Origin of the sequence: Rhodanobacter humi (genome assembly GCF_041107455.1) — a bacterium.
Lineage (GTDB): Bacteria > Pseudomonadota > Gammaproteobacteria > Xanthomonadales > Rhodanobacteraceae > Rhodanobacter_A.
In genome coordinates this window covers 3,965,619-3,991,328 of record NZ_JBGBPY010000001.1, presented here as the reverse complement: position 1 = coordinate 3,991,328, position 25,710 = coordinate 3,965,619, and the positions used below count along the sequence as shown (strand labels likewise).

General features: G+C 64.3%; 22 protein-coding genes. 13 read left to right on the top strand and 9 right to left on the bottom strand.

Features of this window, described 5'->3' with window-relative positions:
- Window positions 1-208 precede the first annotated feature (208 nt).
- From AB7878_RS17735 to AB7878_RS17720, 4 genes are all read right to left on the bottom strand, one after another.
- Window positions 209-1,765, bottom strand: a complete 1,557-nt coding sequence (locus AB7878_RS17735) for an MFS transporter (RefSeq protein WP_369495622.1) — start codon at window positions 1,763-1,765, stop codon at window positions 209-211.
- Window positions 1,766-1,789: 24 nt separating this feature from the next.
- A complete protein-coding gene (locus AB7878_RS17730) occupies window positions 1,790-2,971 on the bottom strand; it encodes an HlyD family secretion protein (RefSeq protein WP_369495621.1) in 1,182 nt (393 codons plus the stop codon).
- 31 nt (window positions 2,972-3,002) lie between these two features.
- Entirely contained in the window at window positions 3,003-4,490 is a 1,488-nt protein-coding gene (locus tag AB7878_RS17725; protein ID WP_369495620.1) for an efflux transporter outer membrane subunit, read from the bottom strand.
- A gap of 179 nt (window positions 4,491-4,669) precedes the next feature.
- A complete protein-coding gene (locus tag AB7878_RS17720) occupies window positions 4,670-5,881 on the bottom strand; it encodes a patatin-like phospholipase family protein (protein WP_369495619.1) in 1,212 nt (403 codons plus the stop codon).
- Window positions 5,882-6,124: 243 nt separating this feature from the next.
- Here AB7878_RS17720 and AB7878_RS17715 point away from each other — a divergent pair, with 243 nt between their 5' ends.
- Window positions 6,125-6,739 (top strand): lipid A 3-O-deacylase, encoded by a 615-nt coding sequence (locus AB7878_RS17715; protein WP_369495618.1) that lies wholly within the window; start codon window positions 6,125-6,127, stop codon window positions 6,737-6,739.
- A 196-nt stretch (window positions 6,740-6,935) separates the two neighbouring features.
- Here the strand turns inward: AB7878_RS17715 and AB7878_RS17710 are convergent, their stop codons facing one another.
- The 3 genes from AB7878_RS17710 to AB7878_RS17700 form a co-directional block, all read right to left on the bottom strand.
- A complete protein-coding gene (locus AB7878_RS17710) occupies window positions 6,936-7,682 on the bottom strand; it encodes an SseB family protein (RefSeq protein ID WP_369495617.1) in 747 nt (248 codons plus the stop codon).
- Window positions 7,683-7,791: 109 nt separating this feature from the next.
- On the bottom strand, window positions 7,792-8,061 hold the full coding sequence (locus AB7878_RS17705; RefSeq protein ID WP_369495800.1) for a BPSL0761 family protein: 270 nt from the start codon (window positions 8,059-8,061) through the stop codon (window positions 7,792-7,794).
- Window positions 8,062-8,141: 80 nt separating this feature from the next.
- Window positions 8,142-8,507 (bottom strand): hypothetical protein, encoded by a 366-nt coding sequence (locus AB7878_RS17700; protein WP_369495616.1) that lies wholly within the window; start codon window positions 8,505-8,507, stop codon window positions 8,142-8,144.
- Between the two features lie 128 nt (window positions 8,508-8,635).
- Between AB7878_RS17700 and AB7878_RS17695 the strand changes: the two genes are divergently transcribed.
- A complete protein-coding gene (locus AB7878_RS17695) occupies window positions 8,636-8,953 on the top strand; it encodes a helix-turn-helix domain-containing protein (protein ID WP_369495615.1) in 318 nt (105 codons plus the stop codon).
- 276 nt (window positions 8,954-9,229) lie between these two features.
- On the opposite strand, the gene AB7878_RS17690 is transcribed toward AB7878_RS17695, so the two are convergent.
- On the bottom strand, window positions 9,230-9,817 hold the full coding sequence (locus tag AB7878_RS17690; RefSeq protein ID WP_369495614.1) for a hypothetical protein: 588 nt from the start codon (window positions 9,815-9,817) through the stop codon (window positions 9,230-9,232).
- Between the two features lie 1,295 nt (window positions 9,818-11,112).
- Here AB7878_RS17690 and AB7878_RS17685 point away from each other — a divergent pair.
- From AB7878_RS17685 to AB7878_RS17650, 8 genes are all read left to right on the top strand, one after another.
- Window positions 11,113-11,787, top strand: coding sequence for a hypothetical protein (locus tag AB7878_RS17685; RefSeq protein ID WP_369495613.1), 675 nt, complete (start codon window positions 11,113-11,115; stop codon window positions 11,785-11,787).
- Window positions 11,787-13,658, top strand: coding sequence for a hypothetical protein (locus tag AB7878_RS17680; RefSeq protein WP_369495612.1), 1,872 nt, complete (start codon window positions 11,787-11,789; stop codon window positions 13,656-13,658). The genes AB7878_RS17685 and AB7878_RS17680 overlap by 1 nt, the downstream gene beginning before the upstream one ends.
- 3 nt (window positions 13,659-13,661) lie before the next feature.
- Window positions 13,662-14,615, top strand: coding sequence for an AAA family ATPase (locus AB7878_RS17675; RefSeq protein WP_369495611.1), 954 nt, complete (start codon window positions 13,662-13,664; stop codon window positions 14,613-14,615).
- Entirely contained in the window at window positions 14,612-15,976 is a 1,365-nt protein-coding gene (locus AB7878_RS17670; protein WP_369495610.1) for a hypothetical protein, read from the top strand. The genes AB7878_RS17675 and AB7878_RS17670 overlap by 4 nt, the downstream gene beginning before the upstream one ends.
- A 1,150-nt stretch (window positions 15,977-17,126) precedes the next feature.
- On the top strand, window positions 17,127-17,663 hold the full coding sequence (locus AB7878_RS17665; protein ID WP_369495609.1) for a sugar dehydrogenase complex small subunit: 537 nt from the start codon (window positions 17,127-17,129) through the stop codon (window positions 17,661-17,663).
- A gap of 6 nt (window positions 17,664-17,669) precedes the next feature.
- Window positions 17,670-19,313 carry a GMC family oxidoreductase gene (locus AB7878_RS17660; RefSeq protein ID WP_369495608.1) on the top strand — a complete coding sequence of 548 codons (1,644 nt, stop codon included), beginning with the start codon at window positions 17,670-17,672 and terminating at the stop codon, window positions 19,311-19,313.
- Window positions 19,310-20,707: a c-type cytochrome gene (locus tag AB7878_RS17655; protein ID WP_369495607.1), complete on the top strand. Its 1,398-nt coding sequence runs from the start codon at window positions 19,310-19,312 to the stop codon at window positions 20,705-20,707. Before AB7878_RS17660 ends, AB7878_RS17655 begins: the two co-directional genes overlap by 4 nt.
- A gap of 4 nt (window positions 20,708-20,711) precedes the next feature.
- Window positions 20,712-22,028: a carbohydrate porin gene (locus AB7878_RS17650; protein ID WP_369495606.1), complete on the top strand. Its 1,317-nt coding sequence runs from the start codon at window positions 20,712-20,714 to the stop codon at window positions 22,026-22,028.
- Between the two features lie 39 nt (window positions 22,029-22,067).
- Here the strand turns inward: AB7878_RS17650 and ygiD are convergent, their stop codons facing one another.
- On the bottom strand, window positions 22,068-22,847 hold the full coding sequence (gene ygiD / locus AB7878_RS17645; protein WP_369495605.1) for a 4,5-DOPA-extradiol-dioxygenase: 780 nt from the start codon (window positions 22,845-22,847) through the stop codon (window positions 22,068-22,070).
- 200 nt (window positions 22,848-23,047) lie between these two features.
- Between ygiD and AB7878_RS17640 the strand changes: the two genes are divergently transcribed.
- The 3 genes from AB7878_RS17640 to AB7878_RS17630 are packed head-to-tail and all read left to right on the top strand — an operon-like array spanning window position 23,048 to window position 25,590.
- A complete protein-coding gene (locus tag AB7878_RS17640) occupies window positions 23,048-23,659 on the top strand; it encodes an NAD(P)-dependent oxidoreductase (protein WP_369495604.1) in 612 nt (203 codons plus the stop codon).
- Window positions 23,660-23,703: 44 nt separating this feature from the next.
- A complete protein-coding gene (locus AB7878_RS17635) occupies window positions 23,704-24,276 on the top strand; it encodes an NADPH-dependent FMN reductase (protein ID WP_369495603.1) in 573 nt (190 codons plus the stop codon).
- Between the two features lie 42 nt (window positions 24,277-24,318).
- Window positions 24,319-25,590, top strand: coding sequence for a M20 family metallopeptidase (locus AB7878_RS17630; RefSeq protein ID WP_369495602.1), 1,272 nt, complete (start codon window positions 24,319-24,321; stop codon window positions 25,588-25,590).
- The last annotated feature ends 120 nt before the right edge of the window (window positions 25,591-25,710 follow it).

The window sequence follows — 25,710 nt, the reverse complement described above, 5'->3', positions numbered from 1 at the left end:
GGCCGCCTCATGGCGGGCGGCTTGCACGGAGCGGGCACGGGTTGTTCAAAAATGTTGCGGGTGGACGGGCTTTCCTGCCCGCGTCCATGCGTCATCCGCCGTGCCCGACGTGGCGGATTCCAGGCGTGCACGGCGGATGACGCCATGGGCGCGTACCGCTGTCGCGACGGCGAGCCTCCATCCCTGGCGTCCAGTCGGGAGGGCATGTTCACCGCAGTACCCGCTGGACGAGCGTCACCACGATGCCCGACAACCCCAACAGTTCCAGGGCATGGAAGTGGTCGATATTCGCCAGCAGCGCCGCCTGTTGGGCCAGCTGGCGCGCCACGCTAGCCGTGGCGACTTGCGTCGCCGGGCCGGCACCGAGTGTCCCGGCCAAGGCGGCCTGCACATGCCGCACGGCATCGACGTAGCGCGGGGCGTCTGGCGTGATCCAGGTATTGAGCACGCCGTAGTGCACCGCGGTGCGCCACTGCTGCCCCAGTGTGGCCAGGGTGATGCCAAACGCGATGCCGGCCTGCCCCAGCATGTTCTTCAGTTGCTGGCCGTTGGAGAAGACCGCCTCGTCGAACTCGAGTTGCCGGAAGGTCTGCATGGCGGCGGTGGGCAGCACGGTGAGCAGGAACACGCTGTACAGCGCCAGCGCCGGGAGGATGTGCAGCCACAGGTTGGCCGACAGCGTGAGCCGCCCCATCAGCCAGCCGAAGCCGGCCAGGGAGAGAAAGCCGACAACCAGGAATTTCCGCGGCGCCGGCCAGCGCGGCAGTGCGCGCGACATCACCAGCCAGGTCAGCATGGCGAACAGGAAGCCGAGCGCCTGGAAATGCCCGACCGTCTCCCACGAGTAGCCCAGCGTCCGCTGCAGCATCACGGGAATCACGTAGTTGTTCGCCCCAAGCATCAGGTAACCGAACATAAAGAGCAGGACACCCGCGACGTAGCGGGCGTGCAACATGTGGCGCAACGCCAGCAGCGGGCGTTCTGTGGTGTGCTGGCGACGCGCATAGATCAGCAGCGCGGCCACCGCGGCGCCCAGCAACAGCAGGGTCCAGCCGCGGTCGCCGTAGTAGTCGTAGTACAGGCGCTGCAGCGCGTAGAGCAGCATGAAGCTGCCGCCGACCAGCAGGAACTGCTGCCATGGGTCGGGCTCGGCGCGCTGCTGTCCCGACGGCAGCAAGGCCTCGCGCGGCAGCGTGAGCCCGGCCAGCACGAAGGCCAATGCGGCGACCGCCGCCAGCAGCCAGTAGATCGCGTTCCAGGTCGCGTTCGACACCATGACGGCCGCCAGCCAGGGCGCCGCGGCGATGCCCAGCGCCACGCTGCTGGCCAGCGCCTTCACTCCGGCGAAGCGCCGGGGGCCAGCCAGGCAGTGGTGGATGATCATGCGCGACGAGGTGAACAGCGCGCCGCCGCCCACCGCCATTACCAGGCGGCCGGCAAGGAAGGTGGCGAAGTCACTGCTGCCGGCCGACAGCGCGTCGCCCACCATCAGCACCACCAGGGCGCCCTGGATGCAGGGACGCCCGCCGAAGCGCTCCACGAACCAGCGCTGCATCGAGATCATCAGGATCGCCACGGCCGCGTAGGCCGCCGCGACCAGGCTGAAGTCCTCCGGCGTGATACCCACCTCCCCCATGATCGGCCCGGCGGCGAACGCGGTCATGCCGGACTGCAGGAAGTCGACGAAGGAGAGCACGAAGATGGTGAGGTAGATCAGCCGGCCCGGCGCCACCGCGGCAGGTTGCGGCGAGGCGACGGCGTTCATGGCGTAGTCCCCGTCATGCCGTGGCTACCGATTGGCCGCGATGATGCGCTCGACCACGGCGTCAGCACTGGCCAACTCGTGGGCGAACACATCGGTGCGATATCCGTGGCCCGGCGCGCCGGGCGCGACCAGGCGGCTGCCCTTGCGCTCGCCGGTGGACACGCTGACGCGCATCGACAGGCCCAACTGCAACGGATACCTGGCGACCTGTGCGGGATCGAGCGCGATGCGCACCGGCACGCGCTGCACCACCTTGATCCAGTTGCCAGTGGCATTCTGTGCAGGCAACAGCGAGAACGCACTGCCGGTGCCGGCATCCTGGCCGGCCACGGTGCCGGTGTAGACCACCTTGCCACCGTAGACGTCCGCGGTCAGGCGCACCGGCTGGCCGATGCGGATGTGGCGCAACTGGCCTTCCTCGAAGTTGGCATCCACCCACAGCCGGTCCAGCGGCACCACCGACATCAGTGCAACGCCGGGATTGATCTTCTGGCCGATCTGCACGTTGCGCTTGGTCACCAGACCGCTCACCGGCGCCGGCAATCGGGTGCGGTAGGCGGCGATCCAGGCATCGCGCACCTGCGTCGCGGCGGCGAGCACGTCGGGGTTGCTGGCCAGCGGCGTGCGATCAACCGGCGCCTGGCTGGCGGCGACTTGGTGGCGCGCCGCCTGCAGGGCCGCACTGGCGGCGCGCACGGCGTCCTCGGCATGCCTGACTTCCTCCCCGGAAATCGCGCCGCTGGCCAACAAGCCGCGGCGTCGCGCAAGGTCGGCCTTCGCCTTCGCCAGATCCACTTCGCGCAGCTGCACGCTGGCCTCGGCCTGGCCGACATTGGCGAGTTGCGCACGCACCTGGCGCACGGCACGCGCGAGCTGCGCCTTGGCCCGATCCAGCGCAAGGCGGGCATCCACGTCATCCAGCACGACGAGCGGCGTACCGGCGGAGACGTAGTCGGTGTCGTCGGCGGTGATGGCCGTGACCACTCCGCTCACTTGTGCCGTGACCGCGACGACGTTGCCGTCGACGTAGGCGTCCTCAGTGGTTTCACGGTACTGGCCGACGGCTACCCACCAGATGCCTGCGGCCAGCCCACCCAGTGCGAGCACGCCGAGGCCAAGCAGGCTGGTACGACGGCGACGGCGACGTTCGACGCGGTCGACAGTGGCCGATGCTGCCCCGGGTGGCGGTGTGGCGGGCGTGTTCATGGCAAGGTTCCGGCATGAGGAAGCGGCGCGATCAACGCCGGTGGGCGAGCCCGGGCGTAGCGGTGGCATCGGGGACGTAGCCACCGCCCAGCGCACGGATCAGCGCAAGACGCAGTTCGCGTCCGCGCGTCTGCAGCACCAGCGTCTGCTGGCGCTGTGCGAGCACCTGGGTCTCGGCCGACAGCACCTGCAGATAGCTGGCCAGGCCGGCACGGTAGCGGTGCTGCGCAAGCTCGTAGGCGTGTTCGCTGAGCGACAGCGCCTGTGCCTGTTCGTCGCGCTGCCGGGCCACGGCGTCCAGCGATACCAGTTGGTCGACCACATCGTGCACGGCGCCGATGACCGTGGCGTTGTAGGCCTCCACGGCGGCATCGTAGGCGGCTTGGTGAAGGCCAAGGTTCCCGCGCAGGCGGCCGCCGTCGAAGATCGGCAGCGAGATCGCCGGGCCGACACCCATGATGCGGCTGCCGGTATCCAGGAAATCATCGAAGCCTAGGCGCTGCAGGCCGACGAAGGCGCCCAGGCTGACGTTGGGATAGAACTGCGCGCGTGCCACGTCGATATCCCTGCCCGCCGCTTCCACGCGCCAACGTTCGGCGATCACGTCCGGACGCCGGCCGATCAGTTCGACCGGCAGGTTGCCGGGCAAATTGATCGGGCCGATCGCGGCCAGCTGCGGGCGCTGGATCGCCTTGCCGTCGTCGGGGCCGTGCCCCGCCAGCGCGGCCAGCTGGTTGTCCAGCAGTGCAATGGATTCGTCGATCGCGGCGACCTGCTCGCGTGTCGCCGGCAGCGCGGCCTCGGCCTGGGTGAGTTCGAGCTGCGAATCCAGTCCGGCAGCGACGCGCTTGCGCGTGAGCGCAAGGATTTGTTCGCGCTGCACGAGCGTTCTCCCAGTCAGGTCACGCTGCGCATAGGCGGCATCCAGGCGCAGGTAGGTGCGCGCGATGGCCGTGGTGAGCATGAGGCGCGCCGCCTGCACATCCACCTCGGCGGCGTGCTCGCGGTCGAGCGTGGCATCCACGGCGGCACGGTTCCTGCCCCAGAAATCCAGCTCCCATGCGGCGCCGACCGTGACATCGTTGACGGTCTGCCAGCTGCCGGCGACCGGTGGCGGCACCGTGCCGTGGTCGCTGAAGCGCTCGCGCGTGCTGTGCGCGCCCGCGCCCACCTTCGGGTGCCCCACCGCACCGGCAATCGCCGCCAGGCTTCCGGCCGCACGCACCCGCGCCTCGGCCACGCGCAGGCCGGGCTGATCGCGCAGCGCGGCGCCGATCAGCGCATCGAGCTGCGGGTCGCCGTAGTCGCGCCACCATTTGCCGCTTGGCCACGCAGCCGGTGAAAGCCGCACGACGGCAAGACTGCGCGAAACGTGTAGCGCATTCACCTCGACCGGCACGGCTTGCGTACGCAGGCCACGAGGGCTGGCGCACGCGGCGAGCAGCGCGACGGCCAGCACGGCCGACGTCGTACGGAAGCAGCGGCGATCTGGAATGGGGATGCGGCCGAACGGGAACATGGTGGAGCCTTACGCTTGTCGGGCGCACATCAGCCTCGGCAGCCGCATGGTCCGGCAAAGGCCAGGGCCCAGCTTGTCCAAAATCATCCGGCTTGTCCCAAAATGCGCACGAGGTGCATCACGAGCCATCGGCACATCTGGCTCACCACTGCACGATCCCGCCGGGGACGTGACGGGTATCAGGGGGTGTCCGCAGAAGGCGAGCCCGGGCAATCCTGCGCCGGCCCTCCGTTCCGGGCGATGCGCGCGAGGTTGCGCCGGATCGAGTACTCCGGAGTCTCCCAGAGTTGGCCGCCGGCGGCGCAGCCTTCGGCGTAATCGAAAAGTGTGCGCATGGACTGGGGGCTGAAGTCGATGAAGCTTGGACTCGGGTAGGTCGGCGGGATCTCGGTGAGCCGGAAATGCATGTGCTGCTGGCGTGCATAGTCCAGGGCCAGCAGCACGCCCTCGCGCATCTTGTAGGTGAGGTCGGCATCAAAGCTGCGCGAGAGGATGTCGATGGTGTTGAGCGGCGTCTTCTGCGGCTCCCCGGCCAGCTTGCCGTTCACGATGACGTAGAGGTTCACCGGAAGCTTGCCTACCTCTCCGACCGGCAACAACTGCGCAGCGTGGGGGGCGGCGAACAGCGAAGTCGTGACGCTGCCGTCCACGTGCATCTCGTCATACTCGTGATCGCCCTCGCGCACCCGGATCAGCACCGGCGGAAAGATGCCAGGCACGCTCGCCGAGGCCATGAGCACCTCGCGGAACAATTTCAACGCCGGCGCCCCGCCCTGCGCGGCAATGGCGCCCATGTTCCACAGCACCGTCTCGCGCTTGTCCAGGTCGGTAGTGGCGACAAACAGCAGGCGCCCCTTGCGCCACTCGGCGGCGATCGCCTGCAGCATTGCCTCGGTGGCATAGCGATCCACGAGCCGCGCAAGCGCGTTGTGCTCCATGGTCCCGCGGGGGAACAGCAGGCGCGCCAGCACGCTGCCAGCCTTGCTGTGCAGCAACTCCAGCCGATGGCCACCACCAAAGGCATCCTTCAATTGCGGGTCCCAGGCCGGGCCGAGGAACGCGAATGGCGCCAGCAGCGCCCCGGCGCTCACCCCGGTGACGACGTCGTATTGCGGGCGGGCATGTGCCTCGCTCAGGCCGACCAGCGCGCCCGCACCGAAGGCACCTCCGGAGCCGCCACCGGAAAGCACCAGGTAATTGATGCTGCCCCCGGTCGCGTTCTGAGCCAGGCGCCCGAACACATTCGGTGAACGTCGGAGGAAGTCTTCGCGATCAATGGTCAGCAACCGGATGTCAGGTGGAAAGCCGGCAGGCGCCGCACGGGAGATCAGCGCCGGCGGCGGCGGCAATCGCGGCGCTGTCACACAACCCGCCAGCAGGCCGACGAGCATGCACGCCAACGACCCACGCACAGACTGAAGCATGGCCACTCCTCCTGGCGGATCGAACCGCAACCCATGCGGCGCACGATGCTACGCGAAAACGGGCCGCGGCTTGAGTGTGTCCGGACCAATCCCGGCGCGGTCGGAAAAGTGGCTCGTCACGAGGTTCGTGCAACGACGGGTCAATTCGTGAAAGACAGGGGGACAGCGGCCAAAAGAGCATTCGCCTTACGAAATACGCGGACAAAGTCCATGAATTCAGGCGGAAAGCAGGCATGTCGCCGGAGCCACGTTGCTGTTCGAGCAGCAGCACATCGCATCGTCAAGGACGCGGCATACCGGATGACCGGCCAATCCGTTGCGCTTGCCGTTGGGCTCGGTCTTGCCCTGGTCCCCACTCGCACCTTGGCGGAAAAGCAGCTGGGCATCGAGTCTGGACGCAGTTACATGGACTGCGCGAGCACTTCTGCCGTATTCATCGAAGCCGTGTTTGACGAACGACATATCGGCACCAGTCGTTTCACATGGTCACCGGACGTATCCATGGGCTGGATTGGCGGCCGCAACGTGGACCGATACCGATACAGCCCATACCGCGCGACGGATCCGATATGGCTGATCGCCGGCGGCGCACGAATCCGCTACGGCGGTGCCATCGGCTGGTTCCGGTCGCTGTACTTCAGTTTCCAGCCCGCGATGCACAGCGGTCGGACCCAGGCGCTGAGCAGCGCCTACGAGTTCGTGAGTACGCTCGGTTGGCAGGGCCACCATTGGAATTTCCAGATCCGCCACATCTCCAACGGTTCCCTCCATGAGCCCAACCGTGGCGAAACGATGCTGCTGATCGGCATAGCTTTCAATTTCTGAAGGCGTGCGGAAGGGTCGGTGAAGCAGGATCCCCCGGGGGCGAGCCAGGGATCTGACTGGGCGATTCGCGGCTGCGTGGTTCACCCCCGATAACGATCGCTAATCACCAACAAGTCATGGGATCGCGTACTCAATGCCAGCTTCGAGACGCCGCGGACGTCTTGGGGTGTCGGCGGTGAGCAACGACCCTGGCGCTTCAGGTTCCGTAGAACTGGATACCGTGATGGCATAGCTCGGGCAGCGGCTCATCGGGAAGAACGCACATCATCGTGACGGGAAGCGCCAACGGCGGTGACACGGAGCTCAGCTCCAGCGTGGTGAGCTGCACTATCCGCTCGGTATTCCCTTTCGTCACTACCAAGGTCAGCAGCAAGAAAACGTCCGAATCGTCCGGCCCACGGTGGGCCTCCACCAGATAGCCGGCTCGCACGGAGGGTTCACGCTCATAGAGAGCGCGGAGCGCCAGCACCAAGGCATCCGTCGGTACGGACGGTAAGCACACTCCGACCTGCTCATTCGCCCCCAGCGTTTCTTTAGAAAAGACGCCAAGCGGGCGGCCTTCCAACAGAGCGCCGATCTCGGGCGGATAGAACGTCAGCTGATCACGGTTAGGGTTGAGCATCAAGGTAGCACCGCGGGTCAGCTCAAAGAGCCGCCGCCCGGCCATGGCCACGATCATCACCTTGCCCGCGGCTGCCACCACCTCCGCCTGTTCCCGATCACTGAAAAACGGTAACACCGTCTGTCCGTTGTCGGGCCTGATGAACTGAACGAACCGGATGCGATCGGGTGGCGCGGGTTCGGTAGGGACGTGCGCGTACACCGTGGCCTCCATCAGTGCCTTATAGAAGGCCTGCTCGGCATCCATGATATCTGCGGGGGTCGAGGCAACCCTCGCTGCTTCAAACAAAGCGTCAAGTGGTGATCCGGCTACCTTGGGCATGGGGCGGTCGTCATCTTGGTCATTTGCTAGATCGATTCCATGGGCAGCGGGAAATACGGCTGAGAAAACGTGCCGCTACACGCGGGCTGTCACACATTTGTTCATACGGTCATTTCACGGTGCGAGGTACTCGTGGCGTTGACCAGTTGGGTGACGGCGATCCGTCTATGCTCATGTCAAAGACTGGCTCCAGGATTAGGTGGGGATCGGCAAGCGCTTGCCACCCCGCATGGAAGACATCGCTCGGGCTTGGATAGTGGCGCAACAGGGTGCGCGCCTTCTCGCGAACGGCGCCAGGAACACGTCGATTGGTCAGCACCTCTGTCAGGAAATGCCGTGTTTCGACGACTGCCCAAGTACGCTCGTAAGGTAGGGTCATGATCAACTGATCCGTGGTGATGCGTGTGGTCGACACCCTACGATTTGTTTTGACGCCGTTTGCAGGTCACCCGGGCGGAGCTATCCATCGGCGAGGCCCGTCATGCGCCGGCGTCGTTCGCGGCTGGCGCGGAATGCACTCTCGAAGCGGTCAATGAAATCGTGCGCTGCACCGCGGAAACGTAGCGCATCGGCTGGCAACGACACACCCAGTTCGCGAGCGATGTCCATGGCGTACTTCACTTGGCTGTCGGTCGGTAGCTGCAGGTCGATATCGAGGCATGCTGCAAGCGAGTTCGCAAAGCATTCTGATAGGCGCTCAACGAATGCGAGGTCGAACTCGTCGCGGCAGGCCCGCTCACGCTGTACCCCAAGCGCTTCCTCGAGCCGATCGTCCATCGGCACGCGGATGGACCACTGATCTTCGAATACCAGTTGCAGGGGCATGGGTCTGGCTTCCCATCGGTCGGTACGGTGACCAAGTGCGAGGCTATCGGCGAAACTACGAATATCGTAGTATCGACGGCACGGCAAAGCAATGAATCTCGTAGGAGATCCTCCTCCACGAGAATTCCATGCTTCGCCCTCGCGAACCGTCATCCATCTTCAGCAAACGCTTGAAGCAGGCGCGTCAGGATGCCGGTCTATCCCAGAAAGAACTGGGCATCCTTGCCGGTCTGGATCTTTTCGTGGCTAGCACACGCATCAATCGCTACGAGAAGGGCATCCATGAGCCAGACATGGCGACCATCGCTCGCCTCGCCGCGACCTTGAAGGTACCAACCGCCTACCTCTTCGCCGAGGATGAACGCCTGGCCCGGATGATTCGTGCCTTCAGCGCACTGGATGCCGTAGAGCAAGATCGGCTTCTAAGAGCCATCGAACGTCCGTAAGGGCGCCATCCTTTAGCACCAACCATCGCTGAGGCGCCCTGACCTCATGGCACGCTCGCAAATGAGTGGTCAGCGGAGTCGCCAATGTCGCACCAGCGCACAACTCCGCACTGATTGGGATACCGGGCGGCGCGCCTGGCAGGCACACGCCGATTTGCTCGTCTGCCGCAAGTGACCCGTTAGCAACAACAGTAAGCGCACGGCCTTCGAGAAGGAATGCAACGCTCTTCGGCGTGGCATGGGGGCAAACACAACACGCCACGTCAAAGCAACCGTCTAGGGTGATTCTCTCTTGCTTGGCAGGCTCTCCATGCGATTGATCAACCTGTCCCAAAAGGAGTCGCCCCGCCTAGTCTGGATCTGCGGTACCTCATCCTCCTGTGGGCGGACGTATTCCGCCAAAGGCTCTATCCCTTCGAACAAGGGCACCGGACGCCGTAACAATTGATTCGACCTGCTCTCGGCCCTCTCGCCGCGGGTTGAAACAATCCACGGCGGATGGCCATCCCAGGGCTGGGGATTCTCAACTTGACTGCGAAATACCTTCCAATCGATCTCCACGCGCGAAGGCCCCCATCGGGAACGAGCCATCATGTCCTCGATGCACTGCAGTAGCAGGTCAACATCCGGGCGCACCCAGTCAAGCTGGGCGATACACGGCAATAGCGTGTACAGATCCCGCACATGTAGATCAAGAAGATCGAAGTCAGCGCAGGCGAACGCTTCACGAACCAGCACCAAAATCACCACGAACTTGACAAAGTCACCGCGCGGCGCGGTCTCAGCAGGAACTGTCCACGGCGAATACGTATGTGCGCTACCGTCGAGGACCACCCTCCGTGGGCCTTCGCTGAGCTCAGTCATGAGGGATTGCGAGACCGCACTTCGAGCAGCGCTGACGCCCAGAGGCTCAGGTATTAACAATGTCTCAATCGCATGGACGTATTTCGTCCCCGGGATCTCCTTCTCGACTCGGTTGACCCAGGCCTTGCTGACAGACAGCTTTCCACGCTTCCACCCTCTCAAAAGCCTGGAATCCAAGCCATAGCCACTCCTCGGCGACGCATACGCGTCGAACCGGTCGATGAAGTCGCCCACCTTGGCGGCCCCAGAAGCGTGCCACGCGTGCCACACCCAAAGTCGGGTTGCCAGGATGCGTAAGGGGGTTCTCATCAATTCTTCGCGTCTATCACCGAAGGGGCGTGAAGTCTAGAGCAATGTTTTGACCTGCGCGCTGCAGGTCAAAACATTGCTCTGGATCAAGTCACTGGGAGGCCTTAGGTTTGGCTGGCGCGTGACCCAGCGCGGCAGACCAAGACTTCAGAAGACATTTAACAGATGGCAACTCAAGCTGAACGCGAATCTGATCTCCGAACAAGATTCGGTGATGTACTGACGCTGACAGACCTTGCCTCCGTGTTGAGGTATGTCAGCGTCGGTGCCATCCGCAAGGCGAGGAGCCGCGGTCAGTTGCCTGTGCAACTCATCAAGATGCAGGGTCGACGCGGATGGTTCGCGACCTCCGAGGCGGTCGCGGAATATTTGTGTGCGCTAGAAGATGCGCGGAAGCAGACAAACAAGTCCGACTAGCCGCAACCTCGCCCCGAAGTACTTGCTCAACGAGCCGTGGTCGGGCTTCTACCCACCAACCCATCACCCCGTCGAAGCAGGAGGATCCAACCCTTCGAACGCCTAAACTAGCTAGCCACCTTTCTCGTGCGCATAAAAAAAGTCCGCAGCGCGCCAACGCTACGGGCTTTGATTTTGCAGGTACTCACTAGCGCCCGCATTTTCTGCGCGATACCCCATCCCAGTCAAGCATCGGGCGTCCCTTGTCGGGCGGCCGCGGCTCCTGCTGCCTGGTTTCGAGCCAAGCAGTTGACTGCAAGCATCGGGAAAACTCGTGCCTCAAGATCTCTCCGCACCCGCACATCGTCGCAGAACCAAACTTCCGCGACGCGCTCAGTGGCGCCCACCGATACGAAGTCGTAGCGGCTAGACGTCGCTGCGCTCGATCGCGCACCCCAAAACCGACGGTATCCGTAACCGGGCCATTTGCCCGGCGGCTGCTCGTGTCGGGCACGCGCCCCCAAGCTCAATTTGCTCCTGATCGATCTGCCACCACCAGCAGGGTCGACGTATCCACTTGGAGAAAATTCATGTCATCTGAAGCCCTTCCATTCGATCCGCGAAGTCTGACCTCACGGGAGCTCAGCAACGAGGATGTCTACATCACCTACTCCCCGAAGGCGGGGCGTGCTGTCGCATTGGTCGGCGTCGCCCGCCTAGCTTTTTGGCTTGAGAACGAGTTTGACCCGACAACTCAAGCCGTCGTCGAGCGACCGCGCGATCTGGAACTGTATTCGGGCCGCACCATCGAACTCGACTTTTGGACACGCGGAACCGACGGAGCCGAAACGTTTTGGGCAGTGCAAGGAATTGAGGAGTGCGACCGTGTGAATGACGGCCTGCAACCCAAGGAAGCCACGCTTTGGGACCAAGCCGCGCACCGCGCGGGCCTTTCGCTGAAGTTCGTCTTTGAGCATGAGTTGCAACATCGCGCGCATTCCATTGCCAACTACCTGCGACTTTTGCCTCATATCCAGGCAGCGCGGCGCCGTGCCGAAGTCCCCTCCATTGCCGGGAGGGTGAAGGAGCTGTTCTCTCCGGTCGTGACCTCACTCTCCTTCCAGCAAATTGAAGGGTCGTTGAGCCAAATCCCGGCAGATGTAGTGCGCATGGCTACGTGTACCTTGCTGCACGAGGGTTGGCTGGGGTTTCAAAAGGAATTGCCCCTCAGCAGCCACAGTCGCCTGACGCGGGGGGCCGAATGATGGCTACTGAAGTCTCTGCTGCACAAATGGCCGACGCGCTCGGCTGGAAGCGTCTAGATCAAAGGCTCGTTCTCGATTGCCATCGGGCGCAATTCCAGTCGCGCTGCGATGCCTTGCAAGCCTACATACTCGGTGCCTCGGTGCGTCACGCGGCGATAGACCACGGGGTCAACCGAGTGACGCTCACCAGCGTCATTGCGAAGGCCTTCTCGATTGCCCCGGACGGAGGACTGTACGGCTATCGGGCATGCCTGCCCTGGGGTGCGCGCCAAACCTCGGAAATGGTTGCTTCCGTTCCAACCCGGGGTACGCCCTATGCGCTCAAGTCCCTGTTGAACGTGCTCCCCGAAATCCGGGACCTGCTCGGCGCTTTCAGTGCGCCCCTGCCGCCCGGAACACTTCCGCCCTCGTTCAACCGGTTGATGCGAGAGATTCGCGGAATCGTCTCGAAACGCTTCGGCAACAACTGTTGGCCGCTGGGCCAGAAAGACAAGGGAAGGCGAGCGTTTGCTCGCTACATCAGGGACATGCGCAAAGACGCACTCGTTGCCGGCAACCCCGACGCAACGACTTTGCCTGAGCCCAAGATCCAGTCGTTCAGCCAGCTGTTCCATCGCCAACCGTACGACCGCTGTGAATTTGATGCCCACTGCAAAGATGTGCACTTCACTCTGGAAGTGCCCAACGCACGCGGGGAACCCGTCAAGCTCAAGATTTCAAAAGTCTGGGTTCTGGTTGTCGTTGAGGTCGACTCCTCCGCTGTGTTGGCATGGAAGATCGTTTTCGGGCGCGGATACACCGCCCTCGATGTCGCTCAATGTTATGCGTCCTCCCTGCGCCCGTGGACTCCACGGGCGCTTTGTGTCCCCGATATGAACTACGAGCCGGGTGCGACCATGCCGCAGAACCTAGAGTTCGGGGCCATGAGTGGCCGGGTCACGGCGATGGACAACGCCTTGGCGCATAAGGCGAGTCTGCCCCTCGAAGCGTGGGTGGGCAATTACGATGGCATCTTGCACTTGGGCAAACCGCACACGCCGGAGGGGAGGCCCGCGGTCGAGCACTTCTTCAACCACCTGGAAATCGGTGCACTCCGCGATTTGCCCGGGGGCTACATCCCGACACGTCACCTCGGGGAAAAGGCCACGCCCGTCTCCGAATGGCGAAGCACAGATCACCCCATCTCTTTCCAGGCACTGGAAGACGTCATGGACGTGATCATGACCAGCTACAACATCACGCCGTTGCCCGCTCGGCAAAATCGCAGCCCGATCGACATCCTTCTCAACTACCCCAATACCCCGCATTTCTGGCCGTCACCACCGCACAACGAACTGGATGCCAAGGCACTGACCTCTGAAATTCGTACGGTCAGGCTTCGCGGCTCCAAGCGCCACAATAAACCCGTCCACGTGCGCTTTATGGGTGTCGTTTATCGCCACCCTACTCTCGACAAGAACTGGGACCTGTTGGGTAGTCACTACAAAGCCCAGATCGATCTGGAAGATTTGCGCACGCTGGTGCTCATTGACGAATCGCTCAACCACGTGTGCACGTTGACCGCGTCGTCGCCCTGGAACATCCATCGCCACGACATCACCATGCGTCGTCGCATTCTCAAGCTGAGCCGGAGTGGTGAACTGGAAATCCGCGGCGCGCACAGCGCGATTTCCGCCTACGCAGCCTTCACGCTCAAGAGCTGCCAAGAAGGCCGCGCGAACGCAGCTGATCAGATCGCTCGCCTGATGCAACTCACCACCAGCGGGGCGATCACCGTGTCGTTTTCCGACCCCGCCGTTCCTCAAGGCGCGAAACCCTCCATGGAGACGCCGCTCACTGGCCGCGTTTCTTTTGACCACGTGAAGGACTGATCCATGAGCACGCACCCCATGTTCAAAGATGAAGGGCGTCCCGAAGTCGCCACCCGGCCGACGATTCTCCTGGCCGAGGCAATTTTGATCGCGCTGGAGGATGGCTACCGAGGCATTCAAGTGGCCGGGCGGTCCGGAGACGGAAAATCCACCGCGTCCCGCTACCTTCGCTCGCACCCCAGCTGGCTCAACCAGCCCACGCCGACCGCGTGGGTGAGCATGCCGCGGCGGAGTAACGGATCGGACAATGTCTTTTACAAGGTGATCCAAGGAGCGCTCAACCTTACGTCCCATCCGCGTGCCGCAGCGATTGATCGCCTCTCACACATCGTCGACCGGATCTCAGCCGAATCCGAGCAGATGGGGGCGCGCCGATTCATCTTGTTCATCGATGAAGCCCAGCGGTTGAGCAAGGATGACTATGAGTACCTCGCCAATATCGACGATGGCGTAAACCTGGACGGGTATCGGCTCTTCTGCGTGTTCGTCAATCAGTCGGACGACTCTTCGGCTGAAAAGGATAACCGGCGCTGCCGGATCGATGACATGCCGCCGCACGTTGTCCGCCGCTTCTTTATGGCGGATCACACCTTTCGCGGCCTGGTCGGCGTTGCTGAAATTGCGGAAGCGCTGGGTCGCTACGACGCCATGGAACACGATGGTGTCCCGTTTAGCGCGTACTTCGCGCCTCAGGCGTACGAAAAGGGATGGCGCTTCGCCAGTGATGCGCAGAAATTCGTGAAGGCCGTCGACGAGATCCGAAAGGAGGCAAATCTTAACGGCCAGAGCGACTTCCCCATGATGATTTTTGAGCTGGCCGTCAAGCGCTTGCTGGTTCATATCGCAGGCGGCCAGGAAGTCTTTCGAGAGTTCTCCTACGAGAGCATCAAGGAGGCCATCACGCGTGCCGGCTACTTGAAGCTGGAATTTTCGCGCGCGAGGCAGCTGCGCGGATGAATACACACAATGCAGCACATACCGAGATCCAAGGGCTTATCGGTGGCGACCTTGCACAGGTTCCCTACATCTCCTCTTTTGGACGCGCCTACAGACTTTCTCGGCTCAATGGCCTTTGGCTGACGCAGTTGCCCGAAGTGCTCAAGACAACTCCCGCGATTCAGGCGGGGCTCCGCGGCGGAATCGTTCCATGGAAAGAGATGGACGACTGGGAGGCATCGCTTTGGGGGCGGGAGCATGACCTACTTCCGCACCATTGGGAGGACTGGCATCCCTATAGCGACAAATCTGAGGTTCACCCAACCTTTCTGCGTGGCTGCCGCCAATGTCTCGCGTATGGATTTCACACCATGCTCCACCAGTTGCCGTGGATCACGACCTGTCCGTGGCACGGAGACAGCCTTGTTAAAAATTGTACGTGTGGACGCTCATTACTGCCGCACAAGGGGCGCAGTGCCAACTTCCGACTTCTTCACTGTCCCTGTGGGGTTGATCACTACCAACGCAACAAAGCGCTACTCGGCATGCATCAGTGGCCCAGCGAGAAGGTGACTCGAGCGATTCACCAGTATCTTGACTCTGCGGGTCGAACAAGAAAGACGACTCGCCTTCTTCCCGCGGGTCGCCTCTATATGCGGGAGGGTTACAGTTTCGTCTCTCAAAATACCTTTCCTCCGAGCAACGACGAGCATTGCGCCTCCTCTCCATTCGCCCAGTCTAGGTTCGACGAACACTCTATCGGGCATGCGACAAGCAACGAGGAAGTCGGAGCGATCCTGCGAGCGTGGCAGCAGCCAACATTCTTGCGGCACGGCCCTCCCTTTCCTGTCCTCAAGGAACACTGCGATCGAGTCGTAGCGTATGCATTAAATGCCAGACGCCAGCTCGAGGCGTTGAACCTCTCGGCGACCACGGTTGAGGTGAGTTCGACCAGCATCTCTGTGTTTGGCGTTCCAATCGTGACCATCAATCCTGATAGGGTTCCGGCATCGGCCGCGAATGCATCTGTCGCGAGCGGAAAAAGTGTCGGACGGCAGTTGCTACTTGCTGCCTATACACCGCCGGAAGCAACCATGGGCGCGGATCGGCTAACACCGATGGACGAACTCACCTTGTGGGCGATGCAGTCGCGGTCCGCGAAGGTGCTCGCGCATGCCCTTTCGCATCTGACTTCGCTTTATGCCATCGACAACATTCGCGCCACAGTCGAGTGCATCCGATCCGAGCGTGAGCAGTCCCACTTCGCGCTGCTTCTTGGCCGGCCGATCGCTCTGGTTTCTTTCGAACCTGCGCTGCATGTCCGTATCGGCTACCAGCTTCCCGTGACCACCGAGCAAGGAACCGCCCATGACTCTCTATGAACATCTGGATAGCCACAGTGAACGGACACGCATCGCTATTGAGTCAGATCTAGCGAGGTACTTTTCGTGGTGCCAGCGGATGGAGGTGACGCCGATCCCTGCTTCCGAGGACCAAGTCGCGGCTTGGTTGGAGGATGCGATCGACGAAGGCCTTAAAGGCTCTACGATCAGGCGCCTCCTCTACAGCGTAGGTCAAGCTCACGAAGCCCGAGGATTCATCCCTCCGTCAAAGCAGCGATCGTGGAAGCCTCGTTGGGGCCAACTGATGGCGAAGCTTGAGCTCAGTGGACAGAGTGAACGTTCGCAAGCCGACGAATTGAATGCGGCCAACGTCGCTAAGGTCTTGGCTACCCTCGGCGACTCTCTGCACGAACTTCGCGACGGTGCTTTGCTGGCTCTGGCTCTCGACACGCTCTTCAAGCCATCGGAACTTGTCGGGCTTTGGCGGGAGCACATCATCGAATCCGCCGACGGGAGTGGCCAAGTTCGCTTCATACCTGAAAACGGTTCGGCATTTGCATACTCCGATACGCGATGGATCTCGCCGGACACCCTGAGGCGAGTCCTTCGTTGGTGCGAAGCGATGGGTATTCAGCACGGCCCGCTTGTTAGGTCAATCGGTGGGCGGCCTAAGCGACCGGAAGACGCCTCGTCGCTTGCTCTGAGATCGCGAGAGCTCAGCCGTATCTTTCGTCGACGGGCCCAGGCGGCTGGCCTCATTGGGTACTTCACTGCCTACTCTCCCCGCGTTGGGGGTGCCATGGATTTGGCGCGTGCCGGAGCTACCGTGGACCAAATCCGGACTGCTGGCGGGTGGCGATGCGCATTTGTCATCGACCGGAACACGTCGGACCTTCGCGGAGCGACACCCGCGATGAAGTCACTCAAGCTGTTTCGCGAAAGCTAGCCGCCTTGGTCAACTCAGTGGCCAAAGTTTCTTGGTCGATTGAGTTCCATTGCATAACTTTCTTGGCATGCCGGCGCGCGTTGTATAAGTCTCTTGGCACGAGCGCGCGCTGGCATAGCTTTCTTGGCACGGTCCGGTGGCAAGCACGGCGATAGTCCGACACGCGTTTCTAAGTTTTTCAAGTAGTTACTGTGGCCTAAGTTTCTTGGCCGCATTCAACAGTGCATCCACAAGGGGAAACTCATGGCATCGGAAGACCTCGACCGTGTCGCTGCGAGCCGCAATACCCTGGTTGATCCCTCGCGTCGTCGCCTGCTGGCAGGCCTGCTCACCGCGTACACCGCCTCGCTGATTCCCTGGGCACTGGCGCAACCGGCGCCGCACGCCGATCGCGGCGCGTTCACCGCGCTCTCGGCGATCCTGGTCGGCCGGCAAGTGCTGGATACCGCGCTGGCCGATCGCATCTACGACGCCCTCGTCGCTGCTAATCCGCACTTTCCGACCGACGTGCAGGCGCTGCTGACGCTGATCAACGAGCGCCACATCGATCCACAGCAACTGCAGGGCGTGCTGGACGGCGAGCATTCGCCGCTGGCGCCGTTGCCGCGGCAGATCCTCGGCGCCTGGGCGCTCGGCGTCGTCGGCAGCGGCAAAGACGCGCGCTGCGTCGCCTACGAGACCGCGCTCGATGCAGTGATCGTGGCCGACGTGCTGAAGCCGCCGACTTTCGCCTACGGCGTATACGGCAGCTGGTCCGCCAAGCCCAACCCCGAGGAGTGAAGTCCGATGCCCGCACAGTTGTCGGCTGACATCGTGGTGATCGGCGCGGGCATCGTCGGTGCGCTGGCCGCGCGACGGCTCGCCAGGCAAGGCGCCTCGGTGCTGATCCTGGAGGCGGGGCCGCGGCTGGAGCGCGCCCGTATCGTCGCCGCGTTCCGCAACTCGCCGATCAAGGGCAACTGGATGGCGCCCTACCCGCCCTCACCGTGGGCGCCGCACCCGATCTACGTGCCCGAGGACAACGGCTACCTGAAGCAGGCTGGCCCGTACCCCTACCCGGCCGAGTACATCCGCGCGGTGGGCGGCACCACTTGGCACTGGGCCGCGCAGGCGTGGCGGCTGGTGCCGAACGACGTGCGCATCAAGAGCCTGTACGGCGTCGGCGTGGATTGGCCGCTGAGCTACGAGGAACTCGATCCCTGGTACCAGGAGGCGGAGGAGCTGCTCGGCGTGGCCGGTGCCGACGACACCGGCTCGCCACGCCAGCATCCGTTCCCGATGGAACCGGTGGCCGAGCCGTGGGCCATGCGCCGCGTTCGCGAACGGCTCGCGCCCACCTACGCCGTGGTCGCCAACACCGTGGCGCGAAACAGCCGCGGCTACGACGGCCGGCCCGCCTGCGTGGGCAACAACAGTTGTCAGCCGATCTGCCCGGTCAACGCGCAATACCTCGGCATCAATGCGGTGGAAGCGGCCGAGGCCGCCGGTGCGAAGGTGGTGCCGAACGCGGTGGTCTTCCGCATCGAGCACGACGCCAAGGGGCGCATCGCGGCGGTGCACTACTACGCGCCGGACAAGAGCGAGCATCGCGTCACCGGCACCACCTTCATCCTCGCCGCGAACGGCATCGAGAGCCCGAAGCTGCTGCTGCTCTCGGCCAGCGACAAATATCCCAACGGGCTGGCCAACAGCTCCGGCGCGGTCGGCCGCCACCTGATGGACCACCCCAGCACCTCGCTCACGTTCTATGCCGACGAGGAGATCTGGCTCGGCCGCGGCCCGCAGAGTCCGAGTTCCATCAACACGCTGCGCGATGGCGCATTCCGAAGCCAGCACGCGCCGTACCGGCTGGATTTCACCAACATCTCGCAGGTGCTCAACGTCACCAACGATCTGATCAAGGAGGGCGTCTACGGGACGGAGTTTGCGAAGCAACTGCGCTGGCGCGCCGCCCGTCAGATCAACGTGAAAAACGTGCTGGAGGTGCTGCCCAATCCCGACAACCGCATCACGCTCAGTTCGGAAAAAGACGCCATGGGCATTCCGAAACCAGAGGCGCATTACTCGATCGGCGACTACACGCGCCGCGCCGCGGAAGTGTCCAAGGCCGACTTCGCGAAGATCGCCGAGTTGATGGGCGGCACCGGCCTGCGCTACAGCGCGGAGGGCAACTTCGCCAACAACCAGCACATCACCGGCACGATGAGCATGGGCAACGATCCGGCGAGCTCGGTGGTCGATGCGTTCGGCCGTACGCACGACCACGAGAACCTGTTCGTCTGCAGCACCGGCGTGATGCCCACTGCGGCCACGATGAATTCCACGCTCACCGCAGTGGCGCTGGCGCTGCGCACCGCCGAGCACATCCTGCCGGCGAAAAAAGCGGCTGCGGTCAACGCGTCCAGCGACCACAAGGCGAGCCTCGCATGAACGCGCCGATCCGCTGCCTTGCGCCGCTCGCCCTGCTCGGCCTGCTCGTCGCCGCATCGGCCCATGCCGCCGACACCACCGATGCCGCCCTGCTGCAACGCGGCCACTACCTCGCCACGGCGGGCGACTGCGTGGCCTGCCATACCGCGCCCGGCGGCAAGCCCTACGCCGGCGGCCTGCCCATGCCCACGCCGATCGGCGACATCATCAGCACCAACATCACGCCCTCGACCAGCGCCGGCATTGGCCGCTACACCGAGCAGCAGTTCAGCGATGCCTTGCGCAAGGGCATCCGCGCGGACGGCAAGCATCTGTATCCGGCGATGCCGTACACCGCGTACGCGCAGCTCACCGACGACGACGTGCACGCGCTCTACGCGTACTTCATGCACGGCGTGGCGCCGGTGGACAGCAAGCCGGCGCCGACCCGGCTGCCGTTCCCATTCAACATCCGCCTGTCGATGGCGGCCTGGAACCTGCTGTTCCTCGACAACAAGCCGTACACGCCCGACCCGGCCAGGAGTGCCGAGTGGAACCGCGGCGCCTACCTGGCGCGCGGACTGGCCCACTGCAGCACCTGCCACACGCCGCGCAACCTGCTGATGGCCGAACGGTCGTCGCGCGAGCTGGCCGGCGGTGCCGTCGGCACCTGGTTGGCGCCGAACATCACTTCGGACGCGAACAGCGGCATCGGCAACTGGAGCGAACAGGACCTGGTCGACTACCTGAAATCCGGCCACGCCCGCGACAAGGCGCAAGCGGCCGGACCGATGGCCGAAGCGGTCGACCACAGCCTGCAGTATCTCGAACCCGCCGATCTGCAGGCGATCGCCACGTATCTGAAAACCGTGCCGGCGCAGCATGACGCCGCCGATACGCAACCAGTCGACAGCCGGGGCGCCACGTTTGATGGAATGGCCGACCAACGCGGTACCGCCCTGCCCGATGACGCGCAGCAGTGGAGCGGCGCGCAGCTCTACGATGCGAACTGCGCCAGCTGCCACCAGGCCAGCGGCGAAGGCAGTTTCGACGGCGGCCTGCCGCCGCTGTTCCACAACACCGCCACCGGCCGTGCCCGTGCGGACAACCTGGTGTTGGTGATACTCGAAGGCATCCGCTGGACCGACGCCAGCGGCGTGCACATGCCGGCCTTCGCCAATGACCTGAGCGACCAGCAGATCGCCACCCTGGCCAACTACCTCACCCGGCATTACGGCAACCCGACCGCGACGGTCGATGCTGCACAGGTAGGAATGCTGCGTGCGGGTGGCGCGGCGTCGCATCTGGTGGGGCTGGCGCGACTGGCGCTGGCCGTCGTCGCACTGTTGATCGTCCTCGTCATCGTGCTGCTGGTTCGTCGCCGGCGGCGCGCGGGTTCCGCCGGAAAGGCCTGAGCTCATGCGCCCCCCATCCCGTGCGACCCGACTGCTGATCCTCGGCGGCATGCTGTGCTTGTGTACGCTGCCGGCCTTGGCGCAGCAAGCCGGCGACGGCTGGCTCAGCCAGCCGACCCTGACCGGCGACTGGGGCGGCACGCGCAGCACGCTCGCGGACGACGGCATCGGCCTGCGCGCGCACTGGACCACCGAAAGCGCGGGCAACGTCTCCGGCGGCCACTACCAGACCGCGCGCTACACCCAGCAGCTCGACGCCGGCGCGGATGTCGACCTCGACAAGCTGTGGGGCGTGCCGAACGCAAAGATCCAGTTCACCGTCACCGAGCGCGACGGCCGCAGCCTCAGCAGCGATGCGTTGGGCAACCAGTTCTCGGTGCAGGAACTGTATGGCGCGGGGCAGAACTTCCGCCTCGCCGAACTGAATTGGCAGCAGGATTTCCTCGACCACCGAATCTTCATGGAATTGGGCTGGTCGCCGGTGGGCGACGACTTCGCGCGACTGCCGGCGTTCTGCAACTTCCAGAACGGCATCATCTGCGGCCACGCCAACGCGATGACCACCAACAGCGGCGCGCACAACTTTCCCATCGCCCAATGGGGCGGCCACGTGAAGTGGCACGTCACGCCGAACTTCTACGCCACCGTCGGCGCCTACCTCAACAATCCCAACGCCGGCAACAAGGACCAGGGTTGGAACCTCAGCCTCAAGCACAGCGGCGTGTTCGTGCCGGTCGAAGTGGGCTGGTCCAGCGGCTACGGCAGCGGGCAACTGCCCGCCGATCTCAAGCTCGGCGCGTACTACAACACCGTCGGCACGCCGGACGTCTACACCGACATCAACGGCCAGCCCGCCGGCCTCACCGGCGCCGGCTTCCTGCAGCACAACGGCCGCAGCGGCGGCTATGTCATCGCCGACCACATGGTCTACCGCGAAGGCCCCGACTCCAATCGCGGACTCACCCTCGGCGCGATGGCCGGCGTGGGTGACTCGACCACCTCGCGCTTCCGCTACTTCTGGGTGATCGGCGGCCACTACCAAGGCACTTTTCCCGGCCGCGACAACGACGTGGTCTCGTTCATGGTCGCCAGCGGCCGCACCAATCCGCGCCTGACCCGCTACCAGCGCGACCGCGACCGCGTGCTGCCCGGCAGCGTGGGCATCCAGACTTACGAAAGCGTCGCCGAAATCGACTACGGCGCGAAGATCGCGCCCTGGCTCACCCTGCGCCCCAACCTGCAGTACGTCATCCGTCCCGGCGGCACCGGCAAGATCCCCGATGCCTTCGTGATCGGCCTGTACACGCAGGTGACGTTCTGAGCGACGAGCCGGCGTGCGTGCAGCGGGCACATCGCGCGTTCAGCCGATCTGCACCGACAGCATCGAGATCGAGCCACCATCCATGCCCTCGACCGGAAACGTCACCGCATCGCCTTCGCCGCTGGCGCCGAGCACGTACAGCAGCGGCAGGTAATGGTCGGGCGTGGGCGCCGACAGCTCCGCGTCCGCACCCAGCGACTCGTAGTTCACCAGCGACTCGTGATCGCTACGCAGCATCAGCTCGCGCACCTGTGTCTCGAAGCGCGATGCCCAGTCGAATGGCTCCTGCGGATGCCGGCCCCAGGCATAGGCATGCAGGTTGTGCACGACGTCGCCGCTGCCGACCAGCAGGATGCCCTCGTCGCGCAGCGGCTTCAGCAGCCGGCCCAGCCCGTAGTGGAACGCCGGCGGCTGCGTCTCGTCGATGGACAACTGCACCACCGGCACGTCGGCGGCGGGAAACACGTGGCGCAGCACCGACCAGGTGCCGTGGTCCAGCCCCCACGAAAGATCCGAACGCACCTCCAGCGGCCGCAGCAATTCGCGCACCCGGCCCACCAGGCCGAGGTCGCCGGGCGCGGGATATCGCACCTCGAACAACTCGCGCGGGAAGCCGCCGAAATCATGGATGGTGCGTGGCGCCGCCATCGCGGTGACCGCGGTGCCCGGCAGGTACCAATGCGCCGACACCGACAACACCGCGCGCGGCCGCGACAGGCGCTGGCCCAGCGCCGCCCAGCCGCGGGTCCAGGCATTGTCGTGCAGCGCATTCATCGGGTTGCCGTGCCCGAGAAAAACCGTCGGCATACGTGCGTTCATGACATCGCCGGGCGCCTCCATGGGCACCTGCATCCACACGGTGATGACACGCGACGCGTTAGCTTGGCGTGATCGCCGGCCATGCCGAATCGGAACGATCCGCTGCAGTCGGCATGCCGACTCGCGGGCACCGTGATGCGAGCGATCGGCAGCAAGTGCACCGCCATGTGGGAACACACCCAACCCGTCCGGAGACGAACATGAAGGTCGCATTGATCGGCATCAGCGGCCGTGTCGGCTCGCGCCTGCTGACCGAGCTGCTCAGCCGTGGCCACATCGTCACAGGCATCGCGCGCGACACCCACGGGGTGGCCGCACGACCGCAATTGCAGCTGAAGAACGCCGACGCCAACCAGCCGGCGCAACTCGCGCCGCTGCTGGCTGGCCACGACGCGGCCATCAGCGCCATGAAATTTGCCACGTCCGATGCGGCGGCGCTGCTCGCCGCGGTGAAGCAGGCTCGCGTGCCGCGGCTGCTGGTGGTCGGCGGCGCGGCCAGCCTGGAGGTGGCTCCCGGCCAGGCACTGTTCGATGCACCGGGCTTTCCGGCGGCATACAAGCCGGAGGCGGAGGCTGGACGCCGCTTCCTCGGCACGCTGCGTGGGGAAAAGGATCTCGACTGGACCTTCCTGTCGCCTTCGGCCGAATTCGTGCCCGGCGAACGCACCGGGACATTCCGCCTTGGCGGCGACCACCTGCTCACCGACGCGAACGGTCGCAGCTGGATCTCGATGGAGGACTACGCGATCGCCATGGTCGACGAGCTCGAAACCCCCAGACACTCGCAACAACGCTTCACCGTCGGCTACTGACCGCACGGGCCGCCAGCCACCTCACCCACCAGGACGACATGCGCATGAAGACCTACAAAGTCGGCTACTTCGTCGGCAGCCTCGCCAAGGGCTCGATCAACCGCCAGCTGGCCCAGGCGCTCACCCGCCTCGCGCCCCCCGGGCTGGAACTGACGGAGATTTCGATCCGCGACCTGCCGCTGTACTGCTACGACTACGACGCCGACTACCCGCCGGTGGCGCGCGCGTTCAAGCAGGCGATCGCCGACGTGGACGCGGTGCTGTTCGTCACCCCGGAATACAACCGCTCGATCCCCGGCGCGCTGAAGAACGCGATCGACTGGGCCAGCCGCCCGTGGGGCAAGAACTCCTTCGCGCGCAAACCCTCGGCGGTGATCGGCACCTCGCCCGGCTCGATCGGCACCGCGGTGGCCCAACAGCACCTGCGCAGCGTGCTGTGCTTCTGCAACTCGCCGCTGATGAACACGCTGGAGGCGTACATCCAGTTCAAGCCGGGACTGATCGGTGCGGACGGCTCGATCACCAACAATGCCACCGCCGAGTTCCTTTCCAACTACATGAAGGAACTGCACCTGTTCGTCGAGCGCGTACTGACCGTGCTGCCACGCGAGAGTTGAGCCAGGCAGCAGCTGGGTGTGTTGCGGAAATCGAGGCGATCCATGAACACGAAAAACGCGAATGTTTCCAACCAGTGGTTCGCGAACCTGTCGAGCCTGTTGCCCGACCTTGAAGCGCTGTACACCGACATCCATGCCCATCCGGAATTGTCGATGCAGGAGACGCGCACGGCCGACCTCGCGGCCAGCCGTCTGCGCCAATCCGGCTTCGAGGTGACCACCGGCATCGGCCACACCGGCGTGGTCGGCCTGCTGCGCAACGGCGACGGCCCGACCGTGATGCTGCGCGCCGACATGGACGCGTTGCCGGTCGCGGAGGCAACCGGCCTGCCGTACGCGAGCAAGGTCACCGCGAAAGACAAGGACGGCCACACGGTGCCGGTGATGCATGCCTGCGGCCACGACATGCACGTGACCTGGCTGATCGGCGCAACCACCCTGCTCGCGCAAGCGCGCGAGCACTGGCGCGGCACCGTGATGGCGGTGTTCCAACCCGCCGAGGAAACCGGCACCGGCGCGCAGGCGATGATCGACGACGGGCTGTTCCAGCGCTTCCCGAAGCCCGATATCGTGCTTGGCCAGCACGTGATGGTCGGCGTGGCCGGCACGGTCAGCGGCCGCGCCGGCGTGATCACCTCGGCCGGCGACAGCCTGCAGATCCGTCTGTTCGGCCGCGGCGCACACGGCTCCATGCCGCAGGCGAGCATCGACCCGGTGGTGATGGCCGCAGCGACCGTGCTGCGCCTGCAGACGATCGTCTCGCGCGAACTGGCCGCGACCGAAGCCGCCGTGGTCACGATCGGCGCGCTGCAGGCCGGCACCAAGGAAAACGTGATCCCCGACGAGGCGATCATCAAGCTCAACGTGCGCACCTTCGACGAGGGCGTGCGCCAGCGCGTGCTGGCCGCGATCACGCGCATCGTCAACGCCGAGGCGGCCGCGTCGGGTGCGCCCCGGCCACCGGAAATCACGCCGCTGGATAATTACGCAATGGTGGTCAATGACGCCGACGCGAACCAGAAAGTCGGCGACGCGTTCCGCCAGTACTTCCCTGAAGAACGCGTCGAGAAAACCCTGCCGACCTCGGCGAGCGAGGACTTCGGCTGCTTCGGCGCGCAGTGGATGGTGCCCTCGGTGTTCTGGTTCATCGGCGGCACCGATCCTGATGTCTACGCGAAGGCACAGGCCGCGGGCCGGCTCAACGACCTGCCGACCAACCACAACCCCAGGTTTGCACCGGTCATCGAGCCGACCCTGCGCACCGGCGTCGAAACGCTGATCGTCGCCACACTCGCATGGCTGTCGGCGAAGTAGCAGGAAGATGTCGACACGCCACCGACGAAACGGCTGCTGTTGATCGCCGACCTGGTCGACACGTTCGTGTTCGCGCTCGTCGGTGCAATGGCAGTCGACGCGGCGCCGACTCGATCGGTG

What these genes read in the sequence shown, in the direction of transcription:
- AB7878_RS17655 (WP_369495607.1), top strand. Translation starts at nt 19,310, where the DNA reads ATGAACGCGCCGATCCGCTGCCTTGCGCCGCTCGCCCTGCTCGGCCTG.
- ygiD (WP_369495605.1), bottom strand. Translation starts at nt 22,847, where the DNA reads ATGAACGCACGTATGCCGACGGTTTTTCTCGGGCACGGCAACCCGATG.
- AB7878_RS17650 (WP_369495606.1), top strand. Translation starts at nt 20,712, where the DNA reads ATGCGCCCCCCATCCCGTGCGACCCGACTGCTGATCCTCGGCGGCATG.
- AB7878_RS17670 (WP_369495610.1), top strand. Translation starts at nt 14,612, where the DNA reads ATGAATACACACAATGCAGCACATACCGAGATCCAAGGGCTTATCGGT.
- AB7878_RS17680 (WP_369495612.1), top strand. Translation starts at nt 11,787, where the DNA reads ATGGCTACTGAAGTCTCTGCTGCACAAATGGCCGACGCGCTCGGCTGG.
- AB7878_RS17640 (WP_369495604.1), top strand. Translation starts at nt 23,048, where the DNA reads ATGAAGGTCGCATTGATCGGCATCAGCGGCCGTGTCGGCTCGCGCCTG.
- AB7878_RS17695 (WP_369495615.1), top strand. Translation starts at nt 8,636, where the DNA reads ATGCTTCGCCCTCGCGAACCGTCATCCATCTTCAGCAAACGCTTGAAG.
- AB7878_RS17675 (WP_369495611.1), top strand. Translation starts at nt 13,662, where the DNA reads ATGAGCACGCACCCCATGTTCAAAGATGAAGGGCGTCCCGAAGTCGCC.
- AB7878_RS17665 (WP_369495609.1), top strand. Translation starts at nt 17,127, where the DNA reads ATGGCATCGGAAGACCTCGACCGTGTCGCTGCGAGCCGCAATACCCTG.
- AB7878_RS17660 (WP_369495608.1), top strand. Translation starts at nt 17,670, where the DNA reads ATGCCCGCACAGTTGTCGGCTGACATCGTGGTGATCGGCGCGGGCATC.
- AB7878_RS17720 (WP_369495619.1), bottom strand. Translation starts at nt 5,881, where the DNA reads ATGCTCGTCGGCCTGCTGGCGGGTTGTGTGACAGCGCCGCGATTGCCG.
- AB7878_RS17735 (WP_369495622.1), bottom strand. Translation starts at nt 1,765, where the DNA reads ATGAACGCCGTCGCCTCGCCGCAACCTGCCGCGGTGGCGCCGGGCCGG.
- AB7878_RS17705 (WP_369495800.1), bottom strand. Translation starts at nt 8,061, where the DNA reads ATGACCCTACCTTACGAGCGTACTTGGGCAGTCGTCGAAACACGGCAT.
- AB7878_RS17630 (WP_369495602.1), top strand. Translation starts at nt 24,319, where the DNA reads ATGAACACGAAAAACGCGAATGTTTCCAACCAGTGGTTCGCGAACCTG.
- AB7878_RS17690 (WP_369495614.1), bottom strand. Translation starts at nt 9,817, where the DNA reads ATGACTGAGCTCAGCGAAGGCCCACGGAGGGTGGTCCTCGACGGTAGC.
- AB7878_RS17635 (WP_369495603.1), top strand. Translation starts at nt 23,704, where the DNA reads ATGAAGACCTACAAAGTCGGCTACTTCGTCGGCAGCCTCGCCAAGGGC.
- AB7878_RS17725 (WP_369495620.1), bottom strand. Translation starts at nt 4,490, where the DNA reads ATGTTCCCGTTCGGCCGCATCCCCATTCCAGATCGCCGCTGCTTCCGT.
- AB7878_RS17730 (WP_369495621.1), bottom strand. Translation starts at nt 2,971, where the DNA reads ATGAACACGCCCGCCACACCGCCACCCGGGGCAGCATCGGCCACTGTC.
- AB7878_RS17710 (WP_369495617.1), bottom strand. Translation starts at nt 7,682, where the DNA reads ATGCCCAAGGTAGCCGGATCACCACTTGACGCTTTGTTTGAAGCAGCG.
- AB7878_RS17685 (WP_369495613.1), top strand. Translation starts at nt 11,113, where the DNA reads ATGTCATCTGAAGCCCTTCCATTCGATCCGCGAAGTCTGACCTCACGG.
- AB7878_RS17715 (WP_369495618.1), top strand. Translation starts at nt 6,125, where the DNA reads ATGAATTCAGGCGGAAAGCAGGCATGTCGCCGGAGCCACGTTGCTGTT.
- AB7878_RS17700 (WP_369495616.1), bottom strand. Translation starts at nt 8,507, where the DNA reads ATGCCCCTGCAACTGGTATTCGAAGATCAGTGGTCCATCCGCGTGCCG.